General features: G+C 45.7%; 19 protein-coding genes. 10 read left to right on the top strand and 9 right to left on the bottom strand.

What is annotated here, in order from left to right; all coding sequences use genetic code 11:
- Positions 1 to 203: 203 nt before the first annotated feature.
- The 6 genes from GO493_RS16405 (at position 204) to GO493_RS16430 (ending at position 12168) form a co-directional block, all read left to right on the top strand.
- Positions 204 to 3746 (top strand): SusC/RagA family TonB-linked outer membrane protein, encoded by a 3543-nt coding sequence (locus GO493_RS16405; RefSeq protein WP_157307289.1) that lies wholly within the window; start codon positions 204 to 206, stop codon positions 3744 to 3746.
- 33 nt (positions 3747 to 3779) lie between these two features.
- A complete protein-coding gene (locus GO493_RS16410) occupies positions 3780 to 5432 on the top strand; it encodes a SusD/RagB family nutrient-binding outer membrane lipoprotein (protein WP_157307290.1) in 1653 nt (550 codons plus the stop codon).
- Positions 5433 to 5540: 108 nt separating this feature from the next.
- On the top strand, positions 5541 to 6575 hold the full coding sequence (locus GO493_RS16415) for a sialidase family protein (RefSeq protein WP_232538872.1): 1035 nt from the start codon (positions 5541 to 5543) through the stop codon (positions 6573 to 6575).
- Positions 6576 to 6578: 3 nt separating this feature from the next.
- Positions 6579 to 7079: a DinB family protein gene (locus GO493_RS16420; protein ID WP_157307292.1), complete on the top strand. Its 501-nt coding sequence runs from the start codon at positions 6579 to 6581 to the stop codon at positions 7077 to 7079.
- 465 nt (positions 7080 to 7544) lie between these two features.
- Positions 7545 to 10514 (top strand): SusC/RagA family TonB-linked outer membrane protein, encoded by a 2970-nt coding sequence (locus tag GO493_RS16425; protein WP_232538873.1) that lies wholly within the window; start codon positions 7545 to 7547, stop codon positions 10512 to 10514.
- A gap of 22 nt (positions 10515 to 10536) precedes the next feature.
- Positions 10537 to 12168, top strand: coding sequence for a RagB/SusD family nutrient uptake outer membrane protein (locus GO493_RS16430; RefSeq protein ID WP_157307293.1), 1632 nt, complete (start codon positions 10537 to 10539; stop codon positions 12166 to 12168).
- Between the two features lie 59 nt (positions 12169 to 12227).
- Here GO493_RS16430 and dinB read toward each other — a convergent pair whose 3' ends face one another.
- Positions 12228 to 13346 (bottom strand): DNA polymerase IV, encoded by a 1119-nt coding sequence (gene dinB, locus GO493_RS16435; RefSeq protein WP_157307294.1) that lies wholly within the window; start codon positions 13344 to 13346, stop codon positions 12228 to 12230.
- 39 nt (positions 13347 to 13385) lie between these two features.
- On the bottom strand, positions 13386 to 13880 hold the full coding sequence (locus GO493_RS16440; protein ID WP_157307295.1) for a DinB family protein: 495 nt from the start codon (positions 13878 to 13880) through the stop codon (positions 13386 to 13388).
- A 205-nt stretch (positions 13881 to 14085) separates the two neighbouring features.
- On the opposite strand from GO493_RS16440, the gene GO493_RS16445 reads away from it, so the two are divergent.
- Entirely contained in the window at positions 14086 to 15009 is a 924-nt protein-coding gene (locus tag GO493_RS16445; RefSeq protein ID WP_157307296.1) for an endonuclease/exonuclease/phosphatase family protein, read from the top strand.
- Positions 15010 to 15125: 116 nt separating this feature from the next.
- Positions 15126 to 15494 carry a hypothetical protein gene (locus tag GO493_RS16450; RefSeq protein ID WP_157307297.1) on the top strand — a complete coding sequence of 123 codons (369 nt, stop codon included), beginning with the start codon at positions 15126 to 15128 and terminating at the stop codon, positions 15492 to 15494.
- A gap of 86 nt (positions 15495 to 15580) precedes the next feature.
- Here GO493_RS16450 and GO493_RS16455 read toward each other — a convergent pair whose 3' ends face one another.
- Entirely contained in the window at positions 15581 to 16654 is a 1074-nt protein-coding gene (locus GO493_RS16455; RefSeq protein ID WP_157307298.1) for a tetratricopeptide repeat protein, read from the bottom strand.
- A 314-nt stretch (positions 16655 to 16968) separates the two neighbouring features.
- The gene (locus GO493_RS16460) at positions 16969 to 17403 is read right to left on the bottom strand and encodes a MarR family winged helix-turn-helix transcriptional regulator (RefSeq protein ID WP_157307299.1); all 435 of its coding nucleotides are present in this window, start codon (positions 17401 to 17403) and stop codon (positions 16969 to 16971) included.
- Between the two features lie 459 nt (positions 17404 to 17862).
- Here GO493_RS16460 and GO493_RS16465 point away from each other — a divergent pair, with 459 nt between their 5' ends.
- Both GO493_RS16465 and GO493_RS16470 read left to right on the top strand, forming a co-directional pair.
- On the top strand, positions 17863 to 19113 hold the full coding sequence (locus GO493_RS16465; RefSeq protein WP_157307300.1) for an MFS transporter: 1251 nt from the start codon (positions 17863 to 17865) through the stop codon (positions 19111 to 19113).
- Positions 19114 to 19185: 72 nt separating this feature from the next.
- Complete coding sequence (locus GO493_RS16470; protein WP_157307301.1) at positions 19186 to 20634, top strand: hypothetical protein; 1449 nt, start codon at positions 19186 to 19188, stop codon at positions 20632 to 20634.
- Between the two features lie 73 nt (positions 20635 to 20707).
- Here the strand turns inward: GO493_RS16470 and GO493_RS16475 are convergent, their stop codons facing one another.
- From GO493_RS16475 to GO493_RS16495, 5 genes are all read right to left on the bottom strand, one after another.
- The gene (locus GO493_RS16475) at positions 20708 to 21616 is read right to left on the bottom strand and encodes a lipase family protein (protein ID WP_157307302.1); all 909 of its coding nucleotides are present in this window, start codon (positions 21614 to 21616) and stop codon (positions 20708 to 20710) included.
- 117 nt (positions 21617 to 21733) lie between these two features.
- Positions 21734 to 22030, bottom strand: a complete 297-nt coding sequence (gene trxA / locus GO493_RS16480; protein ID WP_157307303.1) for a thioredoxin — start codon at positions 22028 to 22030, stop codon at positions 21734 to 21736.
- Positions 22031 to 22354: 324 nt separating this feature from the next.
- Positions 22355 to 23230 carry an NAD(P)-dependent oxidoreductase gene (locus GO493_RS16485; RefSeq protein ID WP_157307304.1) on the bottom strand — a complete coding sequence of 292 codons (876 nt, stop codon included), beginning with the start codon at positions 23228 to 23230 and terminating at the stop codon, positions 22355 to 22357.
- A 190-nt stretch (positions 23231 to 23420) separates the two neighbouring features.
- Positions 23421 to 24482, bottom strand: coding sequence for a hypothetical protein (locus GO493_RS16490; protein ID WP_157307305.1), 1062 nt, complete (start codon positions 24480 to 24482; stop codon positions 23421 to 23423).
- A gap of 9 nt (positions 24483 to 24491) precedes the next feature.
- Positions 24492 to 25109, bottom strand: a complete 618-nt coding sequence (locus tag GO493_RS16495; RefSeq protein WP_157307306.1) for a hypothetical protein — start codon at positions 25107 to 25109, stop codon at positions 24492 to 24494.
- Positions 25110 to 25121 lie beyond the last annotated feature (12 nt).

The raw sequence follows: 25121 nt of genomic DNA on the forward strand, positions 1-25121 counted from the left end.
AAGAGTACTTACTAGTAAAGATAATACGGAGGCTTCTGCCTAACGGCCTCCGTTATATGATGAATTAGATCCTTAAATGTCAGGCTTTTCGCACGGGCACGGCATTTAACACTTTAATCACCCTTAACATCTGAATTATGAATTTTCACCTACGCCCCAGGGGCGTAAAGATCCCTTACGGGCTTCTAAAGCCAATGCTACTTATGAAACTCACGTTTGGATTAATACTCCTGACGGGTATGAATGTCCTGGCCAACACTAAAATCACTCTTAACCTCCGTGATGCGGAATTTAAGAAAGTATTATCTGTTATTGAAAGTCAGAGCGATTACCGCTTTATGTTCAGTAACAGGAATGTTCCTGTAAATAACAAACTGGACATTCATGTGCAGGATGCGCAGATATCTACAGTAATGGACCTTATCCTGGACAAATCCGGCCTGACTTATAAAGAGCTGGCTAACAACCTGATCGTGATCATGCCTGAAGGCTCTCAGCTGAAGGCTATTAAAATAACCGGTAAGGTATTGGACCAGACTGGTGAAGCTTTGATCGGTGCTTCTGTAAAGATCAAAGGAACTAACGATGGGGTTGCAACAGATGAAAATGGTGGATTCACTATCAGTGCTCCTGAAGACGCTGTACTGGTGATCTCCTTCGTAGGTTTTAAAACACAGGAAGTCCCTGTAAGTGGTAAAACCGCTATGACGATCACTCTGCAGCAGAACGATAAAATGATCACAGAAGTGGTAGTAACAGCACTGGGTATCAAAAGAGAGCAAAAGGCTCTCGGATACGCAGTAAGTACTATCACTTCAGAACAGATCACCGCCGCCGGTGCTACCAACTTTGCTTCCGCCCTGTATGGTAAAGCTGCCGGTGTGAAGATCACCACCGCCCCAGGTGGTGCAACCAGTGCAGTGAACGTTCAGATCCGCGGTATCAACTCCCTCAACTATAATACACAACCACTGTATGTAGTAGATGGTGTTCAGATCAGGAACAATAACGAAACAGGCGGCGCCGGTTCTAACAACGGCGACTACTGGTCCGATTCCCGTATCCGCGGTAACGGTATCCTTGATATTAACCCTGCAGATATTGAAAACCTCACAGTACTGAAAGGTGCGAGCGCTACCGCATTGTACGGTTCCGACGCATCCAGCGGTGTGGTGGTTATTACAACTAAAAAAGGCGCCAGGGGCAGAGGAATGGGTGTAGACCTGAACTACTCTGCTACTGCTGAAAGAGTAGCTTTCGCTCCGCAATACCAGAACGTGTATGGGCCCGGTTACGAAAGAGAAGTGAACATTGCAAACGGCGCCAGAGCAGATGGTTGGATCCCTGAAGGAACAGATGGAACAGTAAGGCCTTATTTCAGGGCCTATGGTCAGTTTGGCCCCAAAATGGAAGGCCAGATGGTTCCCTGGTGGGATGGCACAATGCACGCCTATTCCCCCCAGCCAGATAACTATAAACAAATGTTCCAGAAGGGATACAATTCAAATTTGAATGTATCCCTTTCGAATATGACGGAAAAAGCAAATTACCGCTTCTCTTACACCCGCAGTGATTACAAAGGTATCCAGGTAGGTGGTGAACAGCAGCGTAATACCTTTAACCTGAACAGTACTATCAAACTGCATAACAAAGTAAGCCTGGACGTAGTAGGTGGTTATGTGAGCACTAAAGTGACCAACAGGCCTATGGTAATGGCTCAGATCTTCAACAGCTTTAACGGTTTCTTCAGCCGTGCGGAAGATATGGCAGTTATGTTCGATAAATACAAAACTACCAAAGGTTACAAATGGGTTGCTTACGATCAGACCCAGCTGAATCCTGATGAGGCGCTGAGATACAACATCCGCCCCGAGTTCCTGGATTTCCTCTGGAACCAGCTGCGTAACAGGGAGATTGAGAAACAGGACCGCCTGCTTTCCAGCGTAACCCTGAACATCGATGTTGCAAAAGGTCTGAAATTCCGTACCAGGGTTGGTAATGACTTCACCAGCTTAAACACCGAGACCAAGAAATACAACGAAAAACCGGTTGCATTCAATACCGGCTCCAGCACCGGTCAGTATGCAGTAGTTAAAGGCCGTTACAGCATTGTGTATGGTGACTTATTGTTAACATATGCAAATGATCCTAACAAGAAATTTGGTTACTCCTTCAGCGGTGGCTACCAGGCCCGCCAGGAAAGCTTCAGCGATCAGTCTTCCTCTACAAACGGTGGTCTGGTAACTGCAAACTGGTTTAGTATCAACAACTCTTACAACGTTCAGACAACAACTGAAAAACGTAGCGGTATGCTGAAATATGCTTACCTGGGTATCATGAACCTGAGCTACAATAACTACCTGTTCATGGAAGCTACGGCACGTCAGGAATATTCTTCCACACTGCCATCCAAGAACAATAGCTACTTCTATCCTTCCGTTAACGGTAGCTTCGTCTTTACTGAAGCTTTCCGCATGCCAAGGATCTTCTCTTACGGTAAAGTACGTGCATCTTATGGTCTGGTGGGTAACGCTCCCCCTCCGTTCGAATCTAACATCACCTATACACAGAAACCAGTTCCAACTACCACAGGTTCCGTTCCTGTACTCGTTGCACAGAACAACTATGGTAACGAAGAACTGAAATCTGAGATCAAGAAAGAAATGGAGTTCGGTTTTGAAACCAAGATCCTGAGCAACCGCCTGGGCCTGGATGTTTCCTACTATAACAGTAAAGTGAACGATCTGCTGATGCGTCTGGCCGTTGCTGTAAGTAACGGTGCTCAGACAAGGATCACCAACGTAGGTCAGCTGCACAGCCGCGGTATCGAAGTTGCCTTGAACGCAATGCCTGTGAACCGTAAGATCAAGTGGACTACCCGCCTGAACTTTGCCAACAGCGTTTCAAGAGTTGAAACACTGGCTCCCGGCGTAGAACAGATCGTATTCAAATATGCTTCCGTACAGTCTCTGAAAGTTGTTGCTGAAAAAGGCCAGCCTATCGGTAACATCTACATGTACGAACGCAAAAAAGATGCTAACGGAAGATTCATCATCAGCAGCTCCGGCTTATACGAGTTCGACGTATCCAAATATGTGAAAGTAGGCAACCTGCTGCCTAAAATAGTAGGCGGTTTTGCCAACACTATCACTTATCATAACCTGTCTCTGGACTTTATGCTGGATTACCGCTTTGGTGGAAAGATCGTATCTACTCCGCTGAAATACGGTACTGCCGCAGGTATGTATACTTCAACCATGAAGTATCGTGACGCTGATAACGGCGGTATTCCTTACTACGTTAACGCAGCTGGTCAGTCAGTACGCCTGGAAAGCCACAACAGCGTTTCTCCGAATGGACCAGTATGGCATGACGGCGTGATCCTGGATGGTGTAACCGAAGATGGTCAGGAAAATACCCAGATCATTCAGGCTGCAAAATACTACCGTCAGACATTCAATGACGCGCAGGCAAGCTGGAATGAGCCTACCATTCAGAAGAATAACTACGTTAAACTGAGAGAACTTGTATTGGGATATAACATCTCTAAATCAGCAGCAACTAAACTGCATGTACAGAGCCTGCGCCTTTCCCTGATCGGAAGGAACCTGCTGTATGTGTACAGGACTATGAAGAACCTGGACCCTGAAGCGCCACTCGGTGGAAGCTGGGTAAACCAGGGTATTGACCAGGGCTCTACTGCAGCTACACGTAGTTTCGGTTTCAGTCTGAACGCCAGCTTCTAATTTTAAAAGATGACCCGTACAAACAGTAATGATATGAAAAAGAAATTACAGATTATAGGTTGCTTGATAGTACTGGTAGCAATGATTACCGGTACCGGTTGTAAGCGCCAATTGGATGACTACTACGTAGATCCTGACAAAACCACAAATCCTTCCATAGAGAAACTATTCTCTTCCATACTGGAAAATAACCGTGTACGCCCTCAGTATTATGATATGCGTACAATGACCTTCCTGGTAACAGGCGCCTTCGCACAAACAAGCATATTGTTTAACTCGGAGAACCGTTATCAGCAGAATATGGACTATACAGAGAAATTCTGGAATGATTTCTATACGCCCAGTAACCAGAGTAATGATCCAGGCGCATACAATACCGGCAACGGTATAATGGCACAGTACCGTACCATGCAGCGCCTGTTCAACCTCCTGCCAATAGATGAACGTGATAACTTCAGGATCTTTATGTACGCAGGAAGAGCTTTACTGCTTGACCAGACCGCACAGATGATAGATCTTTACGGAGATATTCCTTTCACTGAAGCCGGTTCACTGAACGTAACCAGCACAATTGCAAACGCAAAATTCCAGGACCAGAAAGAATTATATGATACTGTTCTGACAGGCCTGAAAGACGTTTCAAACTGGCTGGCTGCTGCTACACTGAATACAAATGCTGCTGCGTCCTTTGCTACCCAGGACTACCTGTTAGGTGGTAGCATAGACAAATGGCGCCGTTTTGTAAACTCCCTCAGGTTCCGTTACCTGATGCGCGTTTCCAACGTACCGGACTTTGAAGCAAGAGTAAAAACAGAACTGCAGGAGATCCTTTCCAATCCTATACAATATCCGCTGATTGATGGCGCCGGCGTTGGTGATAACTATAACCCTGCCAATACAGATGTAATATTGTACCAGTATACCAACTATACCAACACCCTGAGCGCCGCATTTACAGAAGTAAGTGCACAGGCAGCTCCGGACTACCTGTTGAATACTGTAATGAAGCCGGTCAACGACCCACGTATCCCATTCATGTTTGAAAAGAACGTCGTGAAAGTAGGAGATGTCTTTGTACCAAATGCAGAATACAGGGCAATGCCTAATACATATGGTAACTCCCAGCAGTCAGACAGTCTGAAGTACTACGCTATCTGGGATTCTACTATTTATGTTTACAATAACAAACTGCCAGGCATTTATATGTCTGCCCCGGAAGTGAACTTCCTCAAAGCTGAAGCATTTGAGCGCTGGGGCCTTTCTGGTGGTACAGCACAAGGAAGTTATGAGCTTGCCGTGCGTCAGGCCATTGCTTTCATATATTTCCTGTATAACACCAATAGCACCAAGTATGAAGCGCTGACTCAGCCTTCCACTGCCACTGTAGATGCCTTTATGCAGAATGCTGCTATAGCTTACACTGGTACTACAGAGGAAAAACAGGAGAAGATCCTGACCCAGAAATGGCTGCACTTCAACATACTGCAGTCCCGCCAGGCCTGGGCTGAATATCGCCGTACCAAATATCCAAAGCTGAACGTGCCGGTAGCTCCGACAGTTGGATTTGAACTGCCTCCAAAAAGGCTGTTATATCCCACCAGCGAGGTTGCTTACAACACCAGTTACGCTGATGTAAAAGCAAAAGATACGCGCGATACCAAAGTATTCTGGGATGTAAAAGAATAGGCAGGCTTTATAATAATTTAGATGGGGGGCAAGGCCACAAAGCTAACAATGGCAGACATTGTTATCTTTGTGGCCTTGTCAATTTTTATGGTGTCAGAGAATAGCATAATGAAAAAATGTCTTTTACCGGTCCTGCTGCTGACCGCATTATCTCCCGTATTTGCCCAGCCTCAGGCCAGGCTTGTTAAAGAAGAATTCCTGATGGAGAAACCGCCCGTACCGGCAGCACATGCTTCCACAATCACAGAACTACCCGGAGGTGAACTGATGGCGTCCTGGTTTGGAGGAAGCAGGGAAAGTGCACCTGACGTATGTATCTATACCTCCGTTTTCTCAAAAGGTAAATGGTCAGCACCTGAAATAGCCGCTACCGGAGTAGTGAATGAAACTACCCGTTATGCCAGCTGGAACCCGGTATTATTCCTGTCCCGCCAGAGAAGGTTGTTCCTTTTCTACAAAGTAGGGCCCAATCCCCGGGAATGGTGGGGACTGATGAAAACAAGTATAGACAACGGCCATACCTGGTCAGCAGCCCAGCGGCTGCCAGACAGTATACTCGGGCCTGTCCGGAATAAGCCCGTACAACTGAAAGACGGCTCCATCCTGCATCCTTCCAGTACAGAGAGCCTGGATGAGAAGGTCTGGAACGCACACGTAGAGATATCAGACAGCACCGGCCATCACTGGCAACGCATAGCAATAGATTGTGATACATTTGGCGTGATCCAGCCCTCCATCCTGTTTCACCGGGGTAACCGGCTGCAGATGCTGCTCAGAAGCAGGCAAAACGTAATTGTTCAGAGCTGGTCCGGCAATAACGGACGTAGCTGGAGCCCGCTCACAAGACAACATATGCTGAACCCCAATTCCGGGATTGACGCAGTAACTACCCGGAACGGCTGGCAGGTACTGGTATATAACCCCGCCATTGCAGGAAAGGACTGGTCTGACGGAAGAAATGAACTGAGAGTAGCCGTTTCCAGGGATGGTGAGAACTGGAAAGATGTGTATGAACTGGAAAAACATGAAAAAGGGGAATTCAGCTATCCGGCTATTATCCAGTCAAAAGACGGATTATTGCATATTACCTATACATACAACAGGCAGAATATTAAACATGTAGTGCTGAAACTGAAAAAATAAAATATGAAACAACCAGAAGTATGGATGCGGGGGCCCATAACAGGCGTTCCTCCTTTATTACAACCAGTAGCACACGCCTTACTCCAGGCTGGAGAAGAGATCCATGAGCTGTTTGAGGATTTTCCCGGGTCTCTGCTTTGGGAACAGCCTGCCGGCATGGCTTCTCCTGCTTTCCATTTACAGCATATTACAGGCGTTTTAGACAGGTTGTTCACTTATGCGTCAGCAATGCCGTTATCAGAAGAACAACTGGCTTATTTAGCCTCGGAAGGCCGGAGAAATGAAGATGTAACAATAGCAGGACTGCTTGCCGCCCTTGACCGGCAAATAAAATTGTCTGTAGAGAAATTAAAAGATACAGATGAAACAACACTGACCAGCTTCAGGGGAATAGGCCGTAAACAACTTCCATCCACCGTAATGGGATTACTGTTCCACGCAGCAGAACACACCATGCGGCACAACGGTCAGCTGCTGGTTACCGTGAAAATATTAATACAATGAACCAGCGTTTATAACGTTATTGAATACACGTAGTATATAGTTGACCTCTTATAACTCCTTAATTGTTAATAAAAATTAAACATTGTTAACGCAAATCAAAACCCTCTTATAATATTTTGCTTTGTAAAAAAACTCTCTATTTTTATCCCGGATTGCTAAATCGATTTTACTAAAGACAACAGAGGACGTAATCCGCAGGAACTATTGAATCTTATATAAGGGAAAAACCATGGGGACGGCTACGCCAGGATGAGTCATTGTCTTAGTCAACGTTATTGAAACTTATTTTATTCACACGTTTTTAAAAAAGCCTTTACTTATAGATACCAAAATCAGTTAAAATATAAACCAGGTCTGACTTTCGGCATTTATGAAAAATTTGTCTGAACGTTCCTTGAGATGAGCGCAAAGGAACGTATCGGGATTTACTTGTCATTTTATTTTCAACCTAATACCAAAATTAGTATGAAGAAAGGATTCTCATTTCTTTCACGGGTATGCCTATGCAGTATGTATATGTTGCTATCATCACTGTGGGCATTCTCTCAATCCAGGACCATCACTGGTAAAGTTACGGAAAACCCCGGAGGTACGCCACTGCCGGGCGTTTCTGTACAGGTGAAGGGTACGGGCAAAGGTACCCAGACCAACACTTCCGGGGTGTATAAACTGGAAGTGCCCCAGGGTGCAAATACCCTCGTTTTCACATTTGTAGGATACAAAAAAGAAGAAGTCGTACTTGGCGCTTCAGATAATGCAAACATAGCGCTGACGGCCGATGTAACAGGTCTTAAAGATGTAGTGGTAGTAGGTTACGGTACACAGAAAAAGTCTGAAGTAACCTCTGCCATCACCTCTGTCTCCGCAGCAGATTTCAGACAGAGCGGCGCACGTAATGCAATGGACCTGCTGCAGGGGAAAGTAGCCGGTTTGACCATAACCCGTACTGGCGGCACAAACCCCAATACCGGCGTTACCATACAGCTGCGCGGCGTTACATCATTAACAGGCTCTATGTCGCCCCTGGTAGTGATCGATGGTATACCCGGCGGCAACCTGGACCTCCTTCAGCAGGATGATATCGCCTCCTTCTCCGTACTGAAAGACGGTTCTGCAGCGGCCATCTATGGCACACAGGCCAACGGAGGCGTGATCATCATCACCACCAAACGCGGTAAATCCGGCCCCGCCCGCGTAGATTACAACACCTATTTCCGTAAGGAATACGTACAGAGAAGACCTAAATTCCTGACCGCAGATCAATACGCTGCAAAAATAGCCAGCGGAGATATCATCACAGAAGATAAAGGCTACAGAACAGACTTTGTAGACCTGCTGGTAAACCACAGTAACCTTACACAGAACCATAACCTGGCATTTTCCGGTGGTAATGATATGAACACATATCGCGCAAGTGTCTACTACCAGGACCAGGATGGCCTGATGCTGGCTAACTCCCGCCAGCAATACGGCGGCCGCCTGAACGTTACTTCCAGGGGCCTTGATAACCGCCTTACAGCTTCCTTCAACCTGTCTACCAATTTCAACAAAGCAAATATGCTGACAGATGGTGGTAACCTGAATGGCTATTATACTTTCAATCCTACCTATTCTCCCTATAATCCTGACGGCTCTTACTACTTTGAACAGACCAGCACCAACGAACTGGCCAGGCTGCACCAGCAAACAGACATCCGTCAGCAGCAAACCACTTCAGGAGATGCGAAAATTTCTCTCGACATCATCAAAGGACTGAAAGCCTCCATCTTCGGTTCCGTGATCCGTGACACCTGGACAGAAGGAGGATATGCAGACCTGAACTCTGAACTGTCTTACGAAACCTATGATTCCACAGGCTACGCATGGCAGGCCAATGAACTGCATGTTAAATACGCGTTAGAACCTACCCTGGAATACAACTTCACAGTGAACAACGCACATAACATCACTGCTATCGGTGGTTACAGCTACCGCTATGAAGTAGACCAGGGCTTTGACGCAGGCAACTACGGTTTTGTGAACGACGTATTTGAAGAGAATAACCTCGGCGCAGGTAACCAGCTGGGACTGGGTAAAGCCAACATGGGCAGCTTCAAGAATGATAATACACTGATCGCTTTCTTCGGAAGACTGAACTATGCCTACAAAGACAAGTATATGGCTTCATTCATTCTGCGCCGTGAAGGCTCCTCCCGCTTCGGTGCCAACAATAAATGGGGATACTTCCCCGCTATTTCCGCAGGCTGGAACCTGCGTGAAGAAGCTTTCATGAGCAACCTGACTGCTGTAGACCAGCTGAAACTGAGAGTAGGTTACGGTATCACAGGAAACTCCGGTATCAACAACTACGTATCTCTCGTTACAATGGGCACAGGTGGTAACTATATCAACCCCGATGGTATATGGCGCCAGACCTACGGCCCTAACAGGAACCCTAACCCAAACCTGAAATGGGAAAGAAAAGCGGAAGTGAACATTGGTGTTGACGCAAGCCTCTTCAAAGGACGCTTAACAGGTTCTATCGACGTATACAAACGCGTTACCAACGACGTACTGGAAACATTCACCACACAGCTGCCTCCCTTCGTAAGGAACAGCATCTACGCCAACGTAGGCTCTATCTCTTCCAAAGGACTGGAAATTACCCTGAGCGGAAATATCATACAGTCAAAGCAACTGACCTGGAGCACAGATGTGGCATTCAGCACCAACCGCAGCGTACTGGACCGCTTCTCCAACGATGTTTATAAGATAGAAAGCAAAACCTATGGCGGTATCGGCGGATACGGCGCACTGGGAGATGCTATCCGCACTTTTGAAGGAGACCGTATCGGTAACTTCTACGGTAAACGCTTTGCCGGCCTCACAGACGATGGAAAATGGCTGTTCTACAAAGCAGATGGCTCAAAAGTTTCTCCTGATCAGATCAACAGCGAAGAAGATCATGCCGTTCTTGGTAATGCAATACCTAAATATTATCTGTCACTCACCAACACCTGGCATTACAAAGGTTTTGACCTGCGTGTGTTCATGCGCGGCAAATTCGGTTTCGATGTGCTGAACACCATGGAAATGTTTAACGGTAACAGGCAATCCCTGCCAAGCAATGTACTGGAAACTGCTTTCACCAAACATGCAAAACTGAATGACAGCTACCAGTACTCAGATTACTATCTGGAAAAAGGTGGATATATGAAACTGGATGAAGTGACCCTGGCTTACAACATCCCTTTCAAAACAAAACTGATACGCAACATGCGCGTGTACGTGACCGGCGCCAACCTGGCCACTATTACCAGATACACCGGTAACGACCCTGACTTCATCAAAGATACAGGGCTCAATCCCGGCATAGACGCACTGAACACAACGGACGACCGCAGGCCTTACCTGAGCTCAAGAGGTTTTATCCTGGGACTGAACGTTGGATTCTGATCTAAACATTAAAACACAAGGCATGAAACGATTTAAAAAAATAACTACCTATACAGCACTGGCCTTATTACCTGTTTTCGCAAACAGTTGTACAGACCTGTCAGAAAAAGTATACGATCAGCTGATCACCGACAACTTTTACAATAACAAAAATGAAGTTGTATCTGCTGTACTGAGACCCTATACCCACGCCAACGCATGGACCACCCCCGGCCAGAACGGCTGGTGGCGCCTCAGCGAACTTTCGGCCGATCAGCTGGCATGGCCCCAGAAAGGCCGTCACGGCTACGATGCAGGCAACTGGATACGCCTGCACTATCACACCTGGACCATAGACGATGGCCCGGTAAGAGATTGCTGGAGCCTGTTATGGACAGGTCTCGGCTTCTGTACCGATGCCATAGAGAATATCAATAAACGTGAAGCATCCGCCATGGGACTGACACAGCAGGAAAAAGACGGCTACGTATCAGAACTGGTCCTGCTGCGCGCCTTCCACTACCTGCGTATCATGGATATCTGGGGTAATGTGCCTATCGTTACCCAGGTAGGTATCCCGCTGAGCCCCGAAACAAAGACACGTAAAGAGGTATTTGATTTCGTGGAAAAAGAGATCCTGGACAACATCGATAAAAGCCCCGTACTTTCAAAATCCCTGCTGGGCCGTATGTCTAAAGCCGGTGGTTATGCCATGCTGGTAGAACTGTACCTGAACGCAGAGAAATGGACCGGTACCCCACGCTGGGACGATTGTATCAATGCTGCCAATAAACTGATCAACAACGAAGCAGGTGGCATGAACGGCGCACTGGAACTGGATCCGAACCTGACCGATACTTACAAACCGGATAACGATCTTTCCAAAGAGATCATCTTCTCCATCGCATACGATTACCAGATCTCCAACTTCACCCCACAGTGGACAGGAGATTTCTATCACTTCAACCAGAGCCAGATCAACGGCAATACACTGAACGGTAATGATGGCGTGGTAGTGATCCCGGGAGTGTATACCACCTTCGAGAATGCTGACAAACGTAAGAAAGAATGGATTCTGGAAGGACCACAGTGGAGATACGGCTCCAATGGCACCGTGCCCGTTATCTCCAGTGGTGGCAATGAATACAATGGTGAGCAGCTGGTATTTGTAGATAACATCCGTAAGAACAAACAGGGCAGCACCGTATCCGACATGACACAGGGTGAAGAGAACAGTGGCGTACGCTTCAATAAATATAAGCTCGGGCCCACTTCCGATCCTCATTACAGAAGCACTGACTGGGCCGTTTACCGTTTAACATGGGTGTACCTGGCCAAAGCAGAAGCTATCATGAGAAAGAACAATGGCGCAGCTACACAGGAAGCAGTAGACCTGGTAAATGCTATCAGGAAACGTGCATTTGCACCGGAAGACTGGGGCACTCACGAGTATACCACTACCACGCTGACGATGGACGAGCTGCTGGCAGAACTGGGACGTGAGCTTATCTTTGAAGGCTACCGCCGCCAGGAGCTGATCCGCTGGGGTAAGTATACTACTGCCAGCTGGTGGGACCACTCCGCATCTGAAGGCTTCAGGGAGCTGTTCCCTGTTCCGCAGACACAACGCGTGCTCAATCCCAACCTCGGACAAAATACAGGATATCCTAACTGATTAGAGCAGTTGAAAAACGATAGCAAGTGCCGTTCCTTTAATAGGGCGGCATTTGTGGTTTATGGAAGATCGTCAAAGAGAGAAAGCTGTGCGGGGTTTTGTGAATGGCCCGATACCTGGATCACTTCATTGAAATTCGAAAGAGAGATACCCAGAAGCCTTACCGGTTTATCTTCAGGGTCAGTAGATAACAGCAGTTGTTTGGCTGTTTCAAGAATTTTATTGAGATCGCCTGTAGGAAAAGGAAGGGACTGGTTACGTGTTATCTGCCTGAAATCACCGTACTTTATTTTAAGGGTAATGGTCCTGCCTTTTAATCCATAACGCTGCAAACGCTCACATACTATCTTGCCGATCTTATCCAGCTCTGCATTCATTTCTTCTGTCTTTGTAAGATCGTAAGGGAAGGTATCCTCTGCACCGAGAGATTTGGTTTCACGGTGAGGCTGTACTTCACGGTCGTCTATCCCGCGTACTATCCTGTAATAAAATGCACCGGGTTTGCCAAAGTGTTGCTTAAGATCGTTCTCTGTTAACCGTTTGAGATCTGCACCCGTATGCAGTCCCATTCTTTTCATTTTATCTGCCGTTACCCTTCCAACACCATGAAATTTCTCTACCGGCAGTTTCTCCATAAATTCCTCTATGGATGAAGGTCCTATAAAGGTCAGCCCATTGGGTTTGTTCATGTCTGATGCTATCTTGGCAACAAACTTGTTTACCGAGATCCCGGCAGAAGCCGTCAGGTTCAGTTCATCCCATATAGCCTGTTTGATCAGTTTGGCTATCTCTATTGCAGAACCGATATGCTGTTTATCTGTAGTTACATCAAGATAAGCCTCATCAAGGGAGAGTGGTTCTATTATATCCGTATAGCGGCTGAAAATTTCACGTATATGCCGGGATACATCCTTGTATACATCAAAGCGGGGCCTGACAAAGATTGCGTCCGGACATAGCTGCAGGGCTCTTTTGGAGGGCATGGCAGAGCGTACGCCAAATTTGCGCGCTTCATAGCTGGCAGTAGCTACAACGCCGCCACGCCCTTCCGGAGAACCTCCTACAACAATAGGCTTACCCCTGTATTCGGGATTGTCCCGCTGTTCTACAGACGCATAGAAAGCATCCATATCAATATGGATGATCTTACGTTGTCTGGTATTTATTTCGTTATCCATTACTTCAGGCGCGTATACAAAGATATGACATCAGCAGCCTTAGAATGATTCATCAGCGCTGGGACCATAACTGCCCGGAATAGGGATGTCCAGCAAACGAAGAAACACGCCCAGCTGTGCCCTGTGATGCACTATCTGGCTGTAAGACATCCGGATCACATCTCCTTTGGGAGAAACATCATAGATCTCACTGCCATTACGGAGTGTCCATGGTTCATCAAACTGTGCGATATCTGCTTTTTCAAGATGAGACTTGCCGGATTCGAGAGAACGTTCAAAATATTCCAGCAAAGCTGGGGTGTCTTTTATATCTACAGGTTCATACGGGTTATTGGAAAAATCAAGTTCATCTGTGGTCAGCGCCATGCTGACCCAGGAAGGAAGTTCTGCAATATGTGTAGCCAGTCTTTTGATGGTCATACTTTTGGGATGGGGCTGCCAGTCAAATTTGTCAGTCGGGATAATGGCCAGCATTTTACGTGTTGTCTGTGCTTCCTTTTCCATTTCCTTCAGCAGAGATTGAATGAGTTCCATGATATTTTGTTTTTGATGATGATACAAAGTAAAAGACGTGAAGTGACAACCCTATGTCAGTAGGATCATGAAAAATTTCAGGATTATTTCACAAATGATTGAAATTATATTGAGTATTCTTGTGTCTACTTACAGGTACTTAACTCTTTTGCCGGCCTCGCGCCGCTAAAAATTAAAAACTATCATAATTAAAACTGAGAAACAGATGAAGAAATGGAGTTTTCTGATGATTTGCATGATGATGCTGTTTTATACAGCAATGGCCCAGAAGATCACAGTAGCCACTTACAACATGCGGAACGATGCCAACAAAGAAGATGCTGCAAACGGTAATGGATGGAAACAGCGTTACCCTGTCATTGCCTCTATGATCCGTTTTTATGGTTTTGATATTTTCGGAACCCAGGAATGCCTGCATCATCAGCTGGAAGATATTAAAGCCTCCCTGCCCGGGTATGCCTATACCGGCGTAGGACGTGACGACGGTAAACAGGCAGGAGAATATTCTGCCATCTTTTATAACAGCACACGGTTCAGCTTGCTGGAAAAAGGGGACTTCTGGATGTCAACAGTAACAGACAGGCCTAATAAAGGATGGGATGCCGCATTGCCAAGGCTCTGTTCCTGGGGTAAGTTCAAAGAGATCAGTACAGGTTTTACCTTCTGGTTCTTCAATCTGCATATGGACCATGTAGGTGTGAAAGCCCGTGAGGAAAGCGCCAGACTGGTGCTGGCAAAAGTGAAGCAAATGACAGGAGGATTGCCGGTAATAGTTACGGGCGATTTCAATGTAGATCAGAACAGCCCTTCCTATGGAGTGGTTAATAACTCAGGCGTGCTGAAAGATGCTTATGAAACAGCAGGTATAAAATATGCCCTGAACGGTACCTTTAACGCTTTTAATCCTAACGCAAAGACAGATAGCCGGATAGATCATATTTTCCTGAGCAGCGATTTCAAAGCAGAAAGATATGGCATACTGACAGATACTTACAGAAGCAGGGATACAGATGTTGCAAAGGCCGGCAGCGCCAATTTCCCGAAAGAAGTATCCCTGGATAAGTATACCGCCCGGGTGCCTTCAGACCATTTCCCGGTAATGGTAGTATTACAGTATGAGGTAAAATAGGAGCAATTTGCAGTAACAGTACTCATTTAGAGGATGGGAAAGTGCTATTATATTTCATTGCCACTGGTGTTTTATATATTGGGTATAGCCTTAATATTTCATTTTTACCTACGCCTATGATACACTTACAAAGCACCACTGTTATGGTAGCAATTTTCGGGCTTATGATGGCCCTCATTGTCTTCCTTTTTACACGTTATTATTTTTCGAGGAGTGGAAAAACAGATTACCTTAAGAAGATTGAAGTTGCGAACAATGAGATGCTGTATTCCATCAGACCTTTGCTGGTGGAAAAGAAAGTTCCGTCAAAAGAAATATTGATGGCGGTCACATTTTCTACAGCAAAGAAGTATGGAGTGGAACAGAATGACCTCTACGATGAGTTTTCGCTCACAAGTGACCTGATCAATGAAACGATTGCAAATTCCTTTCTTACGTCTGACGAGAAGCTTGAATTTTGCAGTTTGTTGCAGGCCATTAAATAGCGTAAAGAAATGACTCAACAAAAAGGGTTTCGCTTCGGCGAAACCCTTTTTGTTGAAAGACTGGCCACAGGCCAGCTATCTTCACCTTATTTTGAAGACTTCTTCGCAGAGCTGCCTGTCTTGGTTTTAGCAGCTGTTTTGGAAGAAGATGATTTTGTACCTGAAGATTTGCTTTCTGAAGTCTTTTCCGTAGCCTTCTTCGTTGTGGCAGAAGTCTTTGTAGTTGCAGCCTTTGCAGCTGGTTTAGGCATAGTAGCTTTAGGCGTTGGCTTCTTCTCTTTCAGCTTTTTGATCTCTGCATTGGCCAGGGTTTTAGCTTCCTGGTCGCCATATTTGAGCGTCAGCTCATAATATTTAATGGCATTGGCATCATCGCCTTTTTTTGCATAGATATTGGCGATATTGTTCAGTACAATAAAGTCTTTAGGATCAATAGCCGTAGCTTTCAGGAAAGCCTTCAGCGCATTGTCATTATCTCCTTTTAACGTATAGGCAAGGCCGAGGTCTGAAAGGCTGGCCACATGTTTAGGATAATATTTCAACACAGTTTCTGAGATCAGCTTCATATTATCTGCCTGTCCTTTCCCTACATTATAGATCTGTGCCACATATTCCTGTACTGCATTAAGCATGAACTGCTCAGGCTTTTCCAGTGGCTTATTGTCAGCCCATTTCCACTGGTTTTTGATCTTGCTGGAGTGATCAATAGCTGCTACCAGCTCTTTGGTCATATTAGTGTAGTTATAATTCTCACCCAGCATATAGATCTTACCAAAACGCATATCCAGGCGGTTAGGATATTTGGATATCCCGGTATTGATGTATTTGAATCCTTTGTTGAGCGGGTCCTTTTTATAGCCGATCTCACTGGTGTAACCGGCAGGGTCGCCATTTTTCCCGGCTTTCAGTAAAGCTGCGCCATTGGCAGTGTGATTGACGGTAACTACTTCCGTTTTACTCTTACTTACATAATAGTTAAAGTAAGCAATATACAATTCGGCATCGCTGGGTCGGGCTTTTTCCCATTTTGCCAGTAACGTGCGCTGTTTGGCGGTGTCTCCGCTAACACACAATTTCTCGAAATCCTGTTTGTAGTTTTGACCGATAGCCGGAAGCGAAAACGCAGTGAATAGTAGTGGGAGTGTAAATAATCTTTTCATATTCATAGGATTGGAATAAACGGAGCAAATGCCCGCGATATAGAAACAATCAGCCTTATTCTCACTGGTCAGACCAGAGCCGGGAGACAAAGTTACAGAAGATAATAATATTTTTTACCATATTTTGACTTGTCCGCACCGAAATAATACCTTTCAATTGTACCTTTTATTAACATAACAAATTCATTTACAGGGATAATGGTGGTTTACCGGTCTTCCTAAATAGTAAGCTGTCCTTTTTCACTTTCAGATTAAAACATATATAAAATTACTTAATTGTTCCGGTCGAAAATGTTAAAATGTATAAACGGCTTTTAACCATTGTATTCTGCCAGCCTTTGAAGAAGTGGGAGGAAGGCTTCTATCAGTTTCAGCTCTTCTGCGGTAAAGAGACGTTCCATGGCTTTTACCAGCCATTCTTCCTTGATACGCCTGTTTTCTACCAGGTGATGAAGGCCTTTTTCGGTAAGGGAAATAAATACTTTACGTTTGTCGGTTTCGTCTGTCACCCGGTTTACACAACCAGCTTCAGATAAACGGTTGATGATCTGTGAGATAGCCTGCGCGGAGATCCGCTCCATTTCTGCCAGGGCAGAAGGCAGCATGCTGCCATGCTGGTCCAGCAGGCCCATCGTTAATAGCTCTGCATTGGAAAAGTCTGACGCTATATTCTGCTTTCGTAGCTGACGCACCAGGCGTGTTATTGTGCTGCGTAAAGAAGCAGCTACCTCATAAGTATTTGTCGACATATAGATTTAAGTCAATTGGCAAAGTTACTTTACTTTTTTAAAATGTAGAGAACTATCATTACATGGATTTTTTTATTAATATGGTAGTAGCCTAACTGGTCCATCATCACCTCCGGGATCAATTTTATCCTCCTCCCAGACCAGGTCCATATATGTTTCCTATACAGATCCTTCCCCTCAACTTTACCTTTCAAGTACCTTTGAAGCATGTTTAAAGCATGTCTTAAGCATGTTTAGTGTATGTATTGCGGTATCACTTTAGCGCCACGGTATAGTCTCCGGATAATTGCAGCTAAGTCTGTAAGCTTAACTGCAGTCATGATGCTCCATAGACTGGAATCAGGAATTTTCATTCTTCTGCGTGATGCCCGTTCATGAACGTTTCTCTCGCAGTTTTTCATTCATTGCTGATAAAGTCGTACTTTTGTAAAGTAACTTTATTAATTTACTTTATTATATATGTCAATATTTCGTTCGCTTAAACACCATAACTTCCGGCTCCACTTCACAGGACAAGCCATCTCATTGATAGGAACATGGATGCAGCGGGTCGCAATCAGTTGGCTGGTATACCGTCTTACAGAATCAGCCTTTCTCCTGGGCCTTGTTACTTTTCTCAGCATGATCCCCTCCCTGGTACTTTCCCCCTTCGCAGGTAGCTTTATAGACCGGCATAACAAATTCAGGATAGTAATGGTGACCCAGGTCGGCCTGATGATACAAGCCGGCGTCCTCGCAGCCATGGTATGGCTGAATTACTATAATATGATCTGGATAGCCGTTCTCAGCCTGGCCCAGGGACTTATCAATGCCTTCGATACTACCGCCAGACAGTCCCTGATGGGAGACCTGGTAGACAATAAAGAAGACCTTCCCAACGCCATTGCCCTGAACTCCTCTGCTTTTAATGCCGCGCGGCTGGTAGGACCGGCTTTGGCAGGTATTATCCTAAGCTCCTTTGGCGAGGATATCTGTTTCCTGATCAACTTCCTGAGCTTCATTGCCGTGATCTGCTGCTTATCCATGATGAAACTGAAACTCAGCACTCCCTCAGCATCCGGTGCAGATATCTGGACAGACCTGCGTAAAGGATATGAATACCTGAAAGAATCTCCGGACCTTTCTTCCCTGATCGTAATGCTGGCGGCATCAAGTCTGCTGGTAATACCTTATACCACACTGTTACCCGTATTTGCAAAAGATGTTTTTCATGGAGATGCCACCACTTTCAGCTGGTTTGAAAGCGCCGCAGGACTCGGCGCCCTGGGGGGCGCAATATATATGGCTATGTTAAGACCTGGAAAAGACCTGGTAAAGATCACCGTAATGTCAAGCATCGTCTTTGCCGTAGCGCTGCTGGGCCTGGCCATTTCTTCTTCCATGTTCATGGCGCTGCTGGCCACTGCTGCTACAGGCGTCGGATTAATGATACAGAACTCTGCTATCAATACTTACCTGCAAACCCACGCCTCTTCAGAAATGAAAGCCCGGACGCTGAGCTACTATATTATGTCCTACCAGGGAATGCTACCCGTAGGCAGCCTGGTAATAGGTTACCTGGCGCATATATTCGGTGTGAATATGGTGGTTTTTGCAGAAGGTATCATGGGCATACTGATCGTACTGGTTTTCGTTATGCACCAGAAAGGTAACACGCACGCCTATTGGATGAAAATATTACATCCCATGCGTTCGAAGCATGTAGAATAAATCCTCTTTTTAGCCGGCCGCAAGCCCAAAATTCTTCTCCCGAAAAAATCGCTTTTCCTATTTTTGAAGAATATGGAACAGAAGAAATTTAAAGAAATAAAACATCTGCTGCCGGCAGATTCCTGGGCAGCATGGAGAAACAAAGAAAATAACGGAGAGTTTGAAGAAGAGCTGGTAATGCATCACAAAGGAGATTGGGAAACTTCCAACATCAACCTGGATGATCCCGGTGGGAATGGAGAATCTATCTTCCTTATCCTCATAGAAGGCAATCTTAAAGCTGGTAATATCTATAATAAAGATACAGACGGCGCCACAGGATTGATCATACTTGGAAACCTGACAGCAGATAATATCGTAGTAGGCGGACAGGAAATATATGTTACCGGCAATCTGTACGTTAAAGATCTTTACTGGGGCCATTATAACCATGGGACCCTGATAAGTAAGGGTGCAGTACAGGCAAGAGTTTTTATATCCACTGATTATAGCTTTGACTATAAACGTTTCAAACAGAAAGACAGGATAGACCTGGAGTACCTTCTCTGGGACGAAGATAAAGGTTATAAAGAAAGAGATCCATTACCTGCTCTTTTCGAAGAACATTTCCTGTCAGAGCCGGACGATGAATATGATGATGAAATATACTCCTGGTCCAGCTGGCTGGACAGAAGAGAAATACTGGGAGCTCTGGATAATAATGAATCTGTACTCCGTGCAGACTTTTTAAAGGATCCCCAGGCGCCTTCCTTCTTTCAGGATGATCTTATCAGTGAGACGAACATCTTCCGCTTCGCAGACAGTGATGTATTGACCGGATACACAGGTGAAGCTGACAGAGTAATGTTGCAGTATAAAGACAATGATGTATATCGGAGAGTACTGATGCTGAACGGACAACTTCATACACTCACAGTCTACTTCCAGCAGGAAGAGAATTTTGGCTGCGTGATCTATTTTGCTCAGGACAGTCCCGGCGTCTATCGCATAGCTAAAGCATATAAACAGCTGGATGGCGAACGTTGGCTGGAACTGGATAGCAATGCACCTGCCAGCTATCATCAGTTCCTCGAAGAGAACTGGCGCACACTGTTACAACAGTATTCAGAAATGGTATACTACCGTGAAAAGTTCAGAGCGGAAGTTACAGGGGAAAAACTGGAAGAGCTGCTGTCTCTGCCTTTGATCAGGGCTAAACACTATGATTACTATAACGAAGATCATGTTGTAGAATATGGCGCTTTTCAATGGGGCTTCCGCCCTCCCGGCAATGCCGGAGAAAAGACGCCCCGTATCTCCATAATCCGTGTGCTGGGTGATGATGAATACGACTTCTACCACTTTGATATAGCAGAAGGGCAGGCTCCCCGGTTAAATACCCAGGCAAATGATGGCTATGAGGCCACTGTAAAGGAAGTGCCCGTTTTTGAACGGGATAAGTACAGGAAAGCACTGAAGTATTTTGAGCAAATGGAAAAGACTATACGGAGAAAGAACGAAGAATTTGTTTCAGAGAGCTGAAGATCTCCATACAATAAAAAAAGCCGCATAGATGGATATCAATGCGGTTTTTCTGCATAACCATAGTGAGTAATTAGTATCTTTTTCTGAAGCTGAGTTTCTTTATTGTAACGTCAATCGCATCCTGCGCTACTATGCAATTACTGTTCAGTACACTGGCATCTGCGCCCAGCAGGTACATGTAGGTGTTCAGTGAATGTGTGCAGGCAGGATACCAGCTAATATCAGCACGACTAAGGGAATTAAGTGGTATGCCGGTATTTACCTGGTTGTAACCAAATACGTCCAGGATAGTAGGAACAAGGTCCGGGATGTTATAATACCGTTCACTGGTGGTGATGAGCCCATTGTAATAAGATACAAAGGCATCATCACCAACGCAGGGGGAGGCAAAGGTATATACACGGCAGGGGAAGAGGGAATACGCTTCGCCGGCGGCGAAGAGTGTGACCAGGGCTGCGCCCAGGCTGTGACCGGTACACACAATAGGCTGAATGCCGTCAGAATGGAGGTCCTTTATGCTGATACTATAACGAATGTCTTTGAACAGACCCTTAGGCTTTTTTGCCCCTGGAATAGAAAAGGTCATACTGTTGAACCGGTCCAGGAAACCCGATACAACATTGCCACTGCTATGACCAAAAGGAGTAGGGGAAGGAAGAATATCAAGATCGTCCGCCCATTCCAGGTAATCTGAAGTACCTCTCAACGCAAGAACATAGGAAACGGGATAATCAGGAGAGAAGTTACTTTTGGCCAGGAAACCATAATAGACAGGATCTTTGAAACCGAGCAGGGAATCGGTCATATGAATATTGTAAACAAGTGTATAATTCTCCGGGAACCATGGATAATCTTCCTGTACAGGATTAATGTTCCGGTCTGTGGTGTAATAAGCATCAAATACCTGGTAGGCCGCACTTATAAAAGAGGCGTAGCTTAAAGCAGTGGCGTATTGATTTATTGTTGAGTTATCCATCATCACAGAGAATTGTTACCTAAAGGTAACAGCACTCAGTAGGGCATTGTGGATAAAATGGCATAAAGCCCGTTTTTGAGGTCATAAGCGGTGAAATGGAAAGAATAGATGGACAGGCTATCAGGCATTCTGCCTGACCACCTGTTCAAGATTATTGGCCGGTACCACACCCGAGTGCCGCCATACTATTTTACCCTGCTTGAAAAGGATCAGGGTAGGCACGCCCTGCACCTGGTAGGCATTGGCTGCCGCAGGATTTTTATCTACGTCTATCTTCAGGATAGTAGCAGCATCCCCCACCTTTTGTTTTAACTCTTCCAGGATAGGCGCCTGCGTCTTGCAAGGCCCGCACCAGGTTGCAAAGAAATCTACCAATACAGGTTTATCCCCATTTATGATCTCCGAAAAAGTAGCCATAAGTATATATTTAATATGGTATAAGCGGTACAAAAAATATGCAAAAGCAAATAACCTGCTGTTCTGGCAGCTTCATCCGTTGTTTTATGCCACTTTTGACCGTTTATCTTATAACCGGGTTCCTTTTAAAATAAACAATGATATTTGCGGGTAGTCGGGTATTATTAAAGATAAAAAACTCAATTTATCCGTATTGGCACCAGCGCCAGAATCCCACTCTGAATCCATTACCGGTTTAAATCCCTGGCCAACCACAGGCCAGCCCCTGGAACTGGTGCACTATCTGAAAGGCTGTATCACACACGATACAGCTTTTTAATGTATTCAGATGGCGTGGTGATCTTCAAGATATTTAATTATAACAGCCATATCCTCAGCACCAAAACCTTTTTCCACTGCTGCCTGCAAAGTATCAGACAACGCGCTGCCAACAGGTGTATCCAGGCCCTGTGCCCTGGCCAGGCGTATATCCTTTGCCAGCAGGTTCAGTGCAAATGCCGGCGTGAAATCCTGCTCTATAATGTTCTGTGATTTTATGCCGGAAATCATACTGCCCAGCGGACCGCTGTTGATCAGGGGTAAGAACTGATCCGGGGAAATGCCGTTATTGCGGGCAAATATGACCGCTTCGGCAAGGCCCTGCATGGTAATGCCCAGGAATGTATTGATAGCTAATTTGGCATAGTTGCCGGCGCCATTCTCTCCCAGTAAATAGGCTGCCTTACCCAGGCAATCGAAAATAGGTTTCGCACGGTCAAAATCTTCCTTTCTGCCGCCGGCCATAATGATGAGCTGGCCTTCAGCTGCCGGCTTTACACTGCCTGATACAGGCGCATCCAGGTACCATATGCCTTCTGCCTCACAAAGCGCCGCCAGCTGACGGGTAGTGTCCGGCGATACCGTGCTCATGTCTATTGCCAGCAACTGCGGAGGAAGTGTAACAGATAACAGGCCGTCCCGGCCTTCATATACCTGTTTCAATGCAGCATCGTCAGACAGCATGGTGATCACAATGTCAGTATCTTTTACCAGGTCTTTAGGCGAGGTAACCACCTTTACGCCCGTTTCTTTCCGCAGTGCTTCTGCTTTTGCAGTGGTACGGTTGTATACGGTCACATCAAATCCTGCCTTCACCAGGTTGCGCACCATTGGAGTTCCCATATTGCCAAGACCGGCCCAGCCTATTTTTTGTTGACTCATAACGGTAAGATTTTGTCTGCGTCTATAAAGCTACGGCAGTATTGCTGAAAAGTAAATTACTGCCGGTTGAAATTTTTAATGATGAACTACTTTATTTTGGACAAGATCAGAATGAGGCACTATGGAACTTTACATCGGCAAGCCAAAGCCCGGGCAGATAGCGCCCGGGCTTTTAGCATTTATGGTCCTCCTAATTAATTCTATACCAGTTAAAGCCATCACTCTGTAACCACACAACGCCGCTTGAAGCCACGTCGTTGAGCACTATATTATTATCCACGTACCCGCTATTGAAATAGATATACCCGTCAGAGGCATTCATGATACAATAGATACGGCCATAGACAGGCCCTGGCGGGGGTAACGTAATGGTAATACCTGCCGTTCTGACACGTAAGGTATGATGAGCCTTTGTTAATGCAATATCTGCGTTCACTGTCAGGAAAGGCGCAGAAACAGCGGCAGTAAAGGTGGCCGGGTTATTAAAAATAACGGCGCCCGAATCGCCGGTGGATAATATCATATTCTTTTCCGCAGAAATGGAAAGGTGCTTGCCTGATAAAAGCTGCAGATCTTCATTGTTTGAGCGCAATATAACGGGAGAGCCATTACCTGCAAATGTCAGCGAACCGATGTTCCCGTTTTTAAAGGCCTGGCTGTTCACCGTCCCGGTAGCTGTAACATTGCCCACTACATCCAGCTTTTCTGTTGGATTATTTTTACCAAGACCTATATTATTAGTAGAATCAAGATAGAAGCCGGCCGCCGTCAGATAACCGCTGTGTAATGCAATATATGGCCTTGGCAGCGCATTGACTTCTACTACAGCCATTTTATTGGCGCTTGTAACATAACTGGCCATAGAGGCAGTGAATGTGCTGAGATTGAATGTTGCAAGGGAATCTTCCGTGAAACTGCGTGTCATTACACCGAATGCCGTCAGGGAATCCATAAACAACTCATATTGCTTATTCCCGGTCAGCCGCCTGTTGCTGTTCAGGCTTCCATTTGAAACATAGATGTTCCTGACCTTATTAGCCACCACATCGTACAATGCGCCTTTCAATGCTTTCTGAGTAGGAAGGATATTGGATGCGCCGGTACCAAGGGTGCTGTCATCGCTGATCTCCTTGAACCATTTTCCGCTCAGCCAGATACTGTCTCTCACAGTAGCACGCCTGAAGTTGCCGTCCTGTGCATAGCTTGCTCCGGTTGCCAGTACAAGCAGCAACAGTAAAATAATTTTCTTCATCGTCTGTTATTATCGTTTATAGAATTTAATTGACACGGGCGCTGTGATGCCGGAGAGATAAAGCCGTTTCACCTGTTCATCTGCATAGACATTCAGACCTATTGCATAACTGCTGCCAGCAGGGAACTCCATAGGAAGGAGGATATCATCTCCTCCTTCCGTGTTCCCTATGGATAATGTAATGGGGGCCTGAGGCAACACAACAATGGTTTCCAGCAGATCTCCCTTCTCCATTTCAAATACACCGTTTGTATCAAATGTGATCACTTCCGTTTTGTCTTTCAGTTTATTTAATAACTGGTTCAACTGGAAGACAGCAGCGCTGGTAGCCAGCTGTTCGCTGTTATTCTGATCTATGGCATCGCTTTTGGCATTGGGAAGCGTTCCCAGGCCTACCTGTTCTTTGGTAACAGCATGCGGATTTTCTTTATCCTGCATGTGCATATCCAGCACTTCATTCTCTGCTTTGGCATTGAGCAGGACGCGTAGCCCGTCTATATTATCCAGCGGCAGTTTATCATCCTGCAGGTGAAAGAAAGAATCCAGCCAATCCCAGAACTGTTGCTGTGTAGGATAGTCTCCTGTTTCAAACCAGGATTTAAGCGTATTTCTGTTCTTAATTGCCATGTGTTATTTTTT

The organism is Chitinophaga tropicalis (genome assembly GCF_009758205.1).
In the GTDB taxonomy this organism is placed as follows: Bacteria; Bacteroidota; Bacteroidia; order Chitinophagales; family Chitinophagaceae; genus Chitinophaga; species Chitinophaga tropicalis.